Origin of the sequence: Mesorhizobium sp. CAU 1741, assembly GCF_039839275.1 — a bacterium.
GTDB lineage: Bacteria > Pseudomonadota > Alphaproteobacteria > Rhizobiales > Rhizobiaceae > Aerobium.
Genome location: NZ_JBDOQP010000001.1, coordinates 730,094 through 740,440, shown reverse-complemented (window position 1 = coordinate 740,440; position 10,347 = coordinate 730,094). Strand labels below are relative to the sequence as shown.

8 protein-coding genes are annotated in these 10,347 nt (G+C 62.9%); all 8 read right to left on the bottom strand.

Annotated features, from left to right (window positions below; translation table 11 throughout):
• Window positions 1–164 precede the first annotated feature (164 nt).
• The 8 genes from AAFN84_RS03600 to AAFN84_RS03565 all read right to left on the bottom strand — a co-directional run bounded on the left by AAFN84_RS03600 (window position 165) and on the right by AAFN84_RS03565 (window position 10,310).
• Window positions 165–2,282: a catalase gene (locus AAFN84_RS03600; RefSeq protein ID WP_347513135.1), complete on the bottom strand. Its 2,118-nt coding sequence runs from the start codon at window positions 2,280–2,282 to the stop codon at window positions 165–167.
• Between the two features lie 87 nt (window positions 2,283–2,369).
• Window positions 2,370–2,876 carry a ferritin-like domain-containing protein gene (locus AAFN84_RS03595; RefSeq protein WP_347513122.1) on the bottom strand — a complete coding sequence of 169 codons (507 nt, stop codon included), beginning with the start codon at window positions 2,874–2,876 and terminating at the stop codon, window positions 2,370–2,372.
• Window positions 2,877–3,299: 423 nt separating this feature from the next.
• Window positions 3,300–3,512 (bottom strand): hypothetical protein, encoded by a 213-nt coding sequence (locus tag AAFN84_RS03590; protein WP_347513134.1) that lies wholly within the window; start codon window positions 3,510–3,512, stop codon window positions 3,300–3,302.
• A gap of 184 nt (window positions 3,513–3,696) precedes the next feature.
• A complete protein-coding gene (locus tag AAFN84_RS03585; protein WP_347513782.1) occupies window positions 3,697–6,000 on the bottom strand; it encodes a xanthine dehydrogenase family protein molybdopterin-binding subunit in 2,304 nt (767 codons plus the stop codon).
• Between the two features lie 5 nt (window positions 6,001–6,005).
• On the bottom strand, window positions 6,006–6,992 hold the full coding sequence (locus AAFN84_RS03580) for a xanthine dehydrogenase family protein subunit M (RefSeq protein ID WP_347513133.1): 987 nt from the start codon (window positions 6,990–6,992) through the stop codon (window positions 6,006–6,008).
• Window positions 6,989–7,495 (bottom strand): 2Fe-2S iron-sulfur cluster-binding protein, encoded by a 507-nt coding sequence (locus tag AAFN84_RS03575; protein WP_347513132.1) that lies wholly within the window; start codon window positions 7,493–7,495, stop codon window positions 6,989–6,991. The genes AAFN84_RS03580 and AAFN84_RS03575 overlap by 4 nt, the downstream gene beginning before the upstream one ends.
• 72 nt (window positions 7,496–7,567) lie before the next feature.
• Window positions 7,568–7,996 carry a MarR family winged helix-turn-helix transcriptional regulator gene (locus tag AAFN84_RS03570; RefSeq protein WP_347513131.1) on the bottom strand — a complete coding sequence of 143 codons (429 nt, stop codon included), beginning with the start codon at window positions 7,994–7,996 and terminating at the stop codon, window positions 7,568–7,570.
• A gap of 106 nt (window positions 7,997–8,102) precedes the next feature.
• Window positions 8,103–10,310, bottom strand: a complete 2,208-nt coding sequence (locus AAFN84_RS03565; protein ID WP_347513130.1) for a TRAP transporter permease — start codon at window positions 10,308–10,310, stop codon at window positions 8,103–8,105.
• Window positions 10,311–10,347: the final 37 nt, after the last annotated feature.

Genomic DNA, 10,347 nt, shown 5'->3' with positions numbered 1-10,347 from the left:
GATCCTAGGAAGTAGCACCGAGAAGCGATACCCCTGCATTTTGCGCCCGACAGCCGCCACGCTGCCGGGCGCAATTGCTATGGAGGCCGGCCACCACGGAAGCGCCCGGGAGAAGGGATCGCCTGCATGTCGACGCGGACATGCAGGCAATGAAATCCCGGCCCCTAAAGCTTGACCTTGGGCTCGCGCGCCCAGAGGCGCAGCTTGCGACAGCTCTCGATGAAGCTCTCGATGTCGGCCGCCGACCCGAGCGGCATAACCCCCTCGTCCGGCTCGACTCCAGCCTTGTCCAGGAGTGGCTGCGCGGCGTCCACGCGCGCGATGAACTTGCAGTGCGCGAACGCATCGGCCACGAAGTCGCGCACGGTCGCCTCCTTCGCCAGTTGCTTGGCGCCGTCGGAACTGACAATCAGCGCAACCGCGTCGTAGAGGACAGAAGGGCCCCCATCGATCATCTGCTTGCCGGGGATGACAGTGCCATCTGCCGCTTCCACGCCGCCGACCTTGGGCGCCACGATCTCCATCATCGCGCCTTCCTTCTTGAGAGCAGCTTGGAGCTTCTTGACCAGCGCGCCGTCGCACCCGTCGCTGACGAGCACGCCAACCTTGCGGCCCTTGAAGCTTTCAGGACCGTTCTTGGCGATCGAAAGTGCATCTGACGCCGGCAAGTCGTCGCGGGGGGCGACAGCGGCATCGGCCTTTTTCGGCAGCTTCTTGATGCCGAGTTTTTCGGCCACCGTTTCAGCCAGCCCCTCATCGATGTTGAGCAGGTGCGAGACCATGCGTTCGCGAATGGCGGGCGTCTCGACCTTGGACAGTTCGAAGGTCAGTGCCATCGCAATGTGCTGCTGCTCAGGAACCGTCTGGCTGATGAAAAACTGCCGCGCCTGGCTATAGTGGTCGGCGAAGCTCTCGGCGCGCAGCCGGACCTTTTGACCTTCCGCGGGCTCTGCAAATGAGCGAAAGCCCTTCTGCGGATGTTCGCGCGGCCCTTGGCCCCACGAGTTCGGCTGATAGTTGGCGCGCCCAACCGGGTTGCGCATCGCCATGTGCCCATCCTGCTGGAAATGATGCATCGGGCATTTTGGCGCGTTGATCGGCAGATGCGTAAAATTGGTGGAGCCGAGACGTTTGATCTGCGTGTCGAGATAGGAAAAGTTGCGTCCTTGCAGCAGCGGATCGTTGGAGAAGTCGATGCCAGGCGGTACGTTCTGCGTCATGAACGCGACCTGCTCGGTCTCGGCGAAGAAGTTGTCGGGCATGCGATCGAGCACGAGCCGGCCCACCGGGATTGGCTCGATCACCTCTTCGGGAATGAGCTTGGTCGGATCGAGAATGTCAAAATCGAACGAGTCGGCAAAATCCTGGTCGAAGAGCTGCACGCACAGTTCCCATTCCGGGAAATCACCGGCCTGGATGGAATCCCACAGGTCGCGCCGATGGAAATCCGGGTCGGCGCCGTTGATCTTCACCGCCTCGTTCCAGACGACGGACTGAAGACCCAGCTTCGGCTTCCAGATGAACTTGACGAAGGTGGATTCATCATTGGCATTCAGGAAGCGGAACGTGTGGACGCCGAAGCCTTCCATGAAACGGAAGGAACGCGGAATCGCGCGGTCCGACATGACCCACATGATCATGTGCATCGACTCTGGCGTCAGAGTAATGAAATCCCAGAAATTGTCATGCGCAGACTGTGCCTGCGGAAAGGCGCGGTCCGGCTCGGGCTTCACGGAGTGGATCACGTCGGGAAACTTGATCGCGTCCTGGATGAAGAAGACCGGGATGTTGTTGCCGACGATGTCCCAGTTGCCTTCCTGGGTGTAGAGCTTGACCGCAAAGCCGCGCACGTCGCGAGCAAGGTCGAACGATCCCTTCGAGCCTGCGACCGTCGAGAAACGCACGAAAGCTGGCGTCTTCTCACCTGCGCGCTGGAAGATGTCGGCGCGGGTGTATTTGGCAAGGGATTCGTAGGTCTCGAAATAGCCATGCGCGCCGTAGCCGCGGGCGTGCACGACGCGCTCGGGAATGCGCTCGTGATCGAAATGGAAAATCTTCTCGCGGAAATGGAAATCCTCCATCAGCGCCGGCCCGCGCTCACCGATTTTCAGCGTGTTCTGGTCGTCGGCAACGGGACCGCCCTGGGCGGTGGTCAATATCTCAGTGTCGCCTTGCGCGATCTGGTGCAACTCGCCGCCATTTCCGCGGACGAGCTTCTGGTCGTGTATCGATACGGTATCGTTCTCCGGCTTGCTGCCGGACTTGCTTGAATTCTTGGCCATGGCTGGCTCCTGTAGCTGGCTGACGGGTCGACGTGTTCAATCGCAGATGACGCAGCCCGGAATTGCTTCCGGGCTGCGTACATGATGTCAGGCTGCCTTCTTCGCCTTCGCGCGGTCGTTGGCCGAGGCGTCCGCCAGCTTGGTCAGGTCGCCATCCGTCTTCGACTCTTCCTGCAAGGTCGCGTCGAGCAGCTTGGCGGCATCCGCCATGCCGAGTTCCGTCGCCCAGCGCTTGAGCGTGCCATAGCGGGTGATCTCGTAGTGCTCGACCGCCTGGGCGGACGAGATCAGGCCTGCGTCCAGCGCGGCCGTGCCCTTGAATTCGTCGATGATCTCCTCGCCCTCGGCGATGATGCCTTCGATGGCGTCGCAGGTCTTGCCCTGGGCGCGCTTGCCGATGATCTCGAACACCTGCTGCAGCCGCTCGATCTGGCCCTCGGTCTCCTGATGATGCTTCTCGAACGCCGCCTTCAGCTCCTCCGACTGCGCCGCCCGTTTCATCTTCGGCAGCGTCTTCAGGATCTTTTTCTCGGCGTAGTAGATGTCTTTCAGCGTGTCGTGGAAGAGGTCTTCCAGCGTCTTTTCCTTGGCCATTGTCATGTCCCTTTCGCGGAATTCTGGTTGGGTGGTGAATCACGCGGCCGTGATCACGCAAACCAACGCGCCTGCTGGCCCGCTGTTCCCCCTCCGGCAGAATTCATCGGCCATACGGCAATGCCGAAAGCGCTGTGCCCTGAAGTCCGCTGCGCGCGCGAAAAATGGCTGGCGGAGAACGGTCGAATTGGCCGACGAGCCTTCTTCAAGTCCCGTCAGCGTCCGGGCGAAGGTGTAGACACGGCTCTCCGGTCCGTCGCCGCGCGCCATGGAGGGCGCATGACCGAAATTCTGGCCATGCACGCGAACATCACGTTGTCAGGATGAATTGGGTAGGCCGCCGTCCAGAGACACGGCGAGCATTAGCCTTGATGCAACTGGTCACGCCCGAGAAAGGGAAGCGTCCCGCAGCGCGGGGCCGTGTCAGCCCTTTGCGGAAGTCAGGTGCTTGACGGCCCACATCACGGATTCTTCCGCGCGGACGCGGGCGATGTCGATCGCTTCCGAGCGGCCGAGACCATCGATGAAGGCGATGAAGGCCTGGCCCCTTTCCTTGATCTCCTGGAGCGTATCGCGCTCGGCGCTGGTGAGGGTGCGATAGCTCAGTCCCACGAAGTCCCTCTGCGAGGAGTCCATTCTTTTCTCCGGATGGCGTCGCGGTGTCAGGGAGACACGCGCCGACTGCCTGTGCATCAGATTGCGCCGCCGGTGGCCGGGCGCCGCGACCGAAGCAGATGCTATCGCTTCGGTCGCCCAGTGGTACGTCAAGGTTCGGATGGAAAGCAATATGCCATCATCGGACCAACGATGACGCGTCTCCTCAAAGCACCTTGTCCAGAGTGATCGGCAGGTCGCGGACACGCTTGCCGGTTGCGTTGTAGACCGCATTAGCCACAGCAGCCGCTACCCCTGTGATGCCGATTTCGCCGATGCCGCGCGCGCCCAGCGGCGAACGCGAATCCGGAATGCCGGTCCAGATCACCTCGATCTCCGGCACATCGAGATGGGTGGGCACGTGATAGTCGGCGAGCGTGGCATTCATGATCCTGCCGCTGCGTTCGTCAAACAGCGTCTCTTCGGTCAACGCAAGACCGAGCCCCATGATCATCCCGCCCTTGAACTGGCTGATGGCTGTCTTGGGGTTGAGGATCGCACCGCAGTCGAATGAGCCAAGCAGCCGTTCCACACGTATCTCGCCGGTAACGTCGCTCACCCTTACTTCGCAGAAGATTGCCGACGAGCTGTGCATGGCGAACTTGAAGATTTCCAGCGGCGCACCACCGCCCGCGGTGACAACGACTTCGTCGCGGGAAGACCGGGACAGGATGGAATTGAAGCTCTCCCGCCGCGACGGCTCCTCAATGCCGACGATTTCTCCCTCCATGAGACGAACCTCACCGACGCGCAGGCCTGCCACCGGACTGGCGTTGCCGGCGAGCCGCAGCAGTTCGACCGTCAGCTTGTCGGCGGCGGCGGCGATGGCTGCCGCCAGGGAGGCCGTCTGCGAGGAGCCTCCTGCCATGGGAGCGGCCGGCAGGTCGGAGTCACCCATCTCGAAGGTGATCGCCTCCATCGGCAGCCCGAGGCGATCCGCGGCGTGCTGGACCTGCACCGTGGCCGTGCCCATCCCCATCTCCTGTGCCGAGGAGGATACGGTTGCCGTTCCATCGCGGCCGAGCCGGATGCGCACTTCGGCGCCCGGCATTCGTGCGTAGGGGAAGCTGCCCGCGGCACAGCCCATGCCGATACGCCATTCGCCGTCGCGCACCATGCCCGGCTGCGCCTGACGCTTTTCCCAGCCGAAGCGCCGTGCACCGTCTTCAAATGCCTTCCGAAGGGCGCGCTGCGAGAAGGGAGTGCCCGACAACGGATGCTGCTCCGGCTCGTTGCGCATACGCAGTTCGATCGGGTCGATGCCCATCTGGTCGGCCAGTTCGTCGACGGCGCTTTCCACCGCAAAGGTGCCGATCGCCTCGCCCGGGGCGCGCATGAATGTGTTGGGAACGATATCGAGATCGAGATGGCGCTGAATGATCTCGAAACTCTTGGAGCGATAGGCGGCACGCGCGCTCATGCTGTACTGTTCGGGCGATGCGCCGTAGGGTGGCATCACGGAATAGCCGGTATGCACGAGCGCAGTGAACCGCCCGTCCCCATCCGCGCCGATCGCGACGCGCTGCTCGGTCGGAGTGCGCCCGCCGATGATGCGATAGACACCCTCCCGGCTGAGCGCCAGGCGAACGGGCCGGCCTGCCAGCTTCGCCGCCGCGATCGCCACGATCTGGTGGTCCCACAGGCCCTTGCCGCCGAAGCCACCCCCGACATAGGGCGAGAGCACACGGACCTGCTCTCTTTTCAACCCGAACAGCTTGGCAATTGCAGTGGCACTCGCCGCGATCATCTGCGTCGTGTCATGGATCGTGAGCGAGTCGCCCTGCCAGGCCAGTGTGACGGCATGCAGTTCGATCGCATTGTGGTTCTGGCCGGGAGTCTTGTAGACATTGTCGACGCTGTATCGCGCACTGCCCAGCTCACGCTCCGCGTTTCCGACGGAGACGTGGTTCTTTTCGATCAGTATTGAGGCTGGGACACGAGCATTCGGCTTGGCCCCGTCAAAGTCTGTCTTCGCGGCGGAAACCGCGTAGTCGATGTCAAGGAGCGAGGCTGCATGATCGGCCTGCTCCTGCGTCTCGGCGAGCACCAGTGCGACGACCTGCCCGTTATAGCGTATCTCGGCATCCTGCATGATCGGCACGGCGCTGTTGCCGACCGCAGAGAGGTCCGTCATGCTGATGAGCGGCACGGTGCCGAGCCGCGGCATGTTGCGATGGGTCATCACCAGGATGACACCGGGAGCGGCTTCCGCCCGGCCGGTATCGAGGCGGGTTATGGTCCCGCGTGTCACGGGGCTGTGGACAAGCGTGGCGTAGCACATCCCCTCCATCGCCACCTCGCCGGCAAAGCGTGCCTGGCCTGCGACCTTGAGTGGACCGTCGAGCCGCGATGCCTGCGTACCGACCGCGCCACGCCGGCCGATCAGCGGGTCGGGGGTTCCGCCGGGCAGCCAGCGCTCCGGTACCCACCCGATCACTGTCTTGACCGAGTCTATGACGACGTTCTGCATCCTGCTCATTGGTTGTCTCCGGCCAGTTCGACGAGGACCGCACGCGTCGTGCGCTTTGCCAGTTCGATCTTGAACGCATTCCCGGCTTGCGGCGTCGCCTCGGCCAGTTCCGCCGCGATGGCGGCTTCAAAAGCCGGCGCGGTCGCCGGTCCGCCGCGCAACATCGCCTCGGCGCGATGGGCGCGCCATGGCTTGGGTGCAATACCACCTAGCGCCAACCGCACATCGTCGACCAGTCCGTCCCGGACACTGACGGCCGCGGCGACGGAAACCAGCGCGAAGGCATAGCTCGCCCGGTCCCGCACCTTGCGATAGGTCGAGCGAGCAGCAACGGCCGAAGCGGGTATCTCGATTGCGGTGATGATCTCGCCACTCCCGAGCACGGTTTCGAGATCAGGCCTGTCGCCCGGCAGGCGGTGAAAATCGACCAGCGGTATTACCCGCGCGCCATCCACGCCGGCCACATGGACCAGCGCGTCGAGCGCGGCCAGCGCGACGCACATATCGGACGGATGCGTAGCGTTACAGGCTTCGGAGGCGCCGACGATCGCCTGGTAACGTGCAAACCCGCCATTGGCGTCGCAGCCGCTGCCCGGCACGCGCTTGTTGCAACGCGAACCGGCCACGTCGTTGAAGTAGACGCATCGTGTCCGTTGCATGATGTTGCCGGCCACCGTTGCCATGTTGCGAATCTGCGCCGATGCTCCGGCGAGAATGGCCCTGGAAAGCATGGGATATCGCGTGCGGACCAAAGGATGCGCGGCAAGCGCGCTGTTGCGGACGGCCGCATCGATGAGAAGGCCGCCAGTGTCCGTTTCCCGGATGTCTGCGGACAGCGCGCTCACGTCGACAAGCGTCGACGGCCGCTCCACCCCCTTTCGCATCAGATCGACGAGATTGGTCCCGCCGCCCAGTAACCTTTGTCCCTCCTGCCCGATCGCCTGCATGGCATCGTCGACGGAGGCAGCGCGCGAATAGGTGAAAGGCGTCATGCCGCGTTCTCCCTGGCGTGGTGCAGGATCGCTTCGACGATCCCGTTATGCGCCCCGCATCGGCACAGGTTGCCGCTCATGCGCTCGCGAATTTCCTCCGACGACAGCAGGATGCGCTTTTCGGCCAGGTCGGCCGTGACGTAGCTCGGAATGCCGTCGGCGATCTCCTGCAACATTGCAACGGCAGCGCAAATCTGGCCCGGGGTGCAATATCCGCACTGAAAGCCATCGTGCTCGATGAATGCCGATTGCAACGCATGCGGTTGGGCCGCGCTGCCAATTCCTTCAATCGTCGTGACCGAGCGCCCGTCAGCCTGCACCGCGAGGGTAAGGCACGAAAGCGAGCGCTTGCCGTCTATGAGCACCGTGCAGGCGCCGCAGGCGCCCTGGTTGCAACCGACCTTCGTACCGGTCAGGTGCAGGCCGTCCCGGAGCAGATCGAGTAGTGACACGCGTGGGTCGTCGGGTACGGCTACGTCGGTATCGTTGATACGTATCGCCATGATTTTATCCCCGTGCTTGAGGGACGCCGCCTCCGGCGCCTCACCACGAAGATAATACGATATTCGTATTATTCAATCGTCGTGGTGTGCGATTTTCGAAATGAGGTGGAGAAAGGTCTCTCGTTCCTCAGGCAACAGCCGTTCGAGCATCATTCGAAAGAGCGAATCGTGCGCATGCTTGTACGTGGAGACATAGGCTTCACCGTCTTCCGACAAGGTCAGCGCCACGGCCCGCCTGTCGCCCTCGAGGCGCTGCCGGTTCAGCAGGCCGCGTTTGACCAGCCGGTCCGTTGCCGACGAGATGGTCGTCGCCGCCACGTCGAGGAAACGTGCCACGTCCGTAGGCCCGCATGACGGATGACCAGCCACGAAAAGCAGGACCTGGTTGTCCAGTTCGGTCAACGGCCTGTCCGCGCCGGTGTCGGTCAACTTGTATCGACGCGAAAACGTGTCGAGCGCGTTTGCGAGCATGGCAATCTGGTCGTCGGAAGGCGTGGTCATGGACGCAGCATAAGGCCGCGACCCGACGACTGCCAGATCGCCGGCGCCGAACGGCGCATAATTGCCAGACCAACGGCCCGAAAAATATCGTGCCAGGCCGGCCGGCCTAGTCGGCGCCTCGCGCCACATCAACGGTGCTGACGACGCGCTTCTGCACGAGCACAAGGATCACGGCAATGGCGAAGCCAATCACATCGGTGAGCCAGCCGCCCTCGATCATCGCCAGGCCGGCAATCAGCGTTCCGATCCTCACGATCGGACCGGCACGGCCGAGGAACCAGCCTTGCACGGTGGCCGACAGCATGTATACGCCGAAGATGGCAGTGACGGTGACGTGAAGGATTTCATACCAGGCGCCGTTGAGCAGCATCGCGTCCGAATAGAAGAACATGTACGGCACGATGAAAGCCGCCAGGCCGATCTTGAAGCTTTCGACGCTCGTCTTCATCGGGTCGGAGCCCGCAAGTGCGGCGCCAGCATAGGCGGCCAGCGCGACAGGCGGTGTGATTGCCGACATTACCGCGAAATAGAAGATGAAGAAATGCGCGGTCAAAGGCTCGACGCCAAGGTTGATGATGCCCGGCGCGATGACGCTCGCAGCGACGGCGTAGGCGGCGGTCGTCGGCATGCCCATTCCCAGCACCACCGACACGCACATGGCAAAGAACAGCGCGAGAATCTGGCTCTGGTCGGCAAGCGTCAGCAGCACGGCGGAAAACCGGGAGCCGATACCCGTCAGCGCAATCACCCCGACGATGATGCCTGCGGCAGCGCAGACCGCGACGAGTTGCAGCGTCATCCGCGCACCCATTTCGAGCGCATGGAAAAGCTGCCTCGGTCCCATCCGATTGGGCGTCAGCCAGGAGACCACGACGGCAGCGAACATGGCGAGCGTCCCCGCCCGGATGACCGAGTATCCCGCGAAGAGCGCATAGAGGAGCACGATGATCGGCGTGAACAGGTAGATCTGCCGCAACAGTGGCCCCAGCTTCGGAAGCTCGGAGCGAGGCAGTCCGGCCATGTTGTATTTCTGGGCTGCCAGGTCGACCATGAAATAGACCGACACGAAATAGATGATCGCCGGCACGATCGCCGCATAGACGATTTCCGTGTAAGGAATGCCGGTGATCTCGGCCATGATAAAGGCGCCGGCGCCCATGATCGGCGGCATGATCTGCCCGCCCGAGGAGGCAGCCGCTTCGACCGACGCGGCTGTCTGCGGCTTGTACCCGACCTTTTTCATCAGCGGGATCGTCAGGCTTCCGGTTGCAACGACGTTCCCGGCGGACGTACCATTGATCATGCCCATCAGGCCTGAGGCGAAAATCGCCACCTTGGCTGGTCCACCGCGCTTGTCGCCGGCAGCGGCAAACGCGACATTGACGAAATACTCCCCCACGCGCGACGCCTGCAGGAATGCGGCGAAGATCACGAACAGGATGATGTAGGTCGAGGAGATCGCGATCGGCGCTCCGAGGATACCGTTGTCGGTGAAGATGTATGTGAAGAAACGCTTTGCGTCATAGCCGCGATGCTGAAGGATTCCGGGAAGCCACGGACCAAGAAAAGAATAGGCGACGAAAACGCCAGCGATGATGACCAAAGCGAGCCCAGCAACGCGCCGGGTAAGCTCCGCTATGAGTATTACGCCGGTGATTGCCGCCCACATGTCGCCCGGCAATGCCATCGGCATGCCGGCTCGCATCTGCAACTGGCGTGCAAAGAAGATGATGTAACCAATTGATGCCACAGTCGCGAGCACGAGCACCCAGTCGGCAGCCGAGGTCCGGTCACCCCTTGGGTCCGGATAAAGCCAGCCGTGCAGCACGGCGATGCTGGTCCCAACCGTCAGCGGAATGCCAAAACTGTTTATCGCCCAGCCTGGCGGCACCTCTGCGATCCCGGCGGCCCAGCCAAGCCAGATCGCGGCGACCATCACAAATCCGTAGCCGACCGCCGCGGCGGCGCAGACCAGCAGCACCTTGTCGACGAGGTCGCGCCGCGCGGCGGCGCCGTCCGCCATCATCCTCGGGCCGAAGATCAGGAAGCCCAGCACGAGGCCGCCGCCGACATGCATGAGCCTGAAGGCCCAGGTTTCGAGTGGCCACACATTCATGACCAGCAGATGGAAGACCGAGTAAGCGACGCAGCCGATCGCAACCATCCAGTGCCGGTAGGAGAGGAAGACTCGCTGGTTGCCGACTACCGGCTCCTCGTCGACACTTGCTGCGGCCGTCTGATGCTCGATCTCCGACAGGCGCTTTTCCGCCCCTGCCGCCGAACTGGCATTCCCGTTCGATGCCCTGTCAGACATGGTGGTGTCCGGTTCTGGTGCGATTAAGGGATGGCGG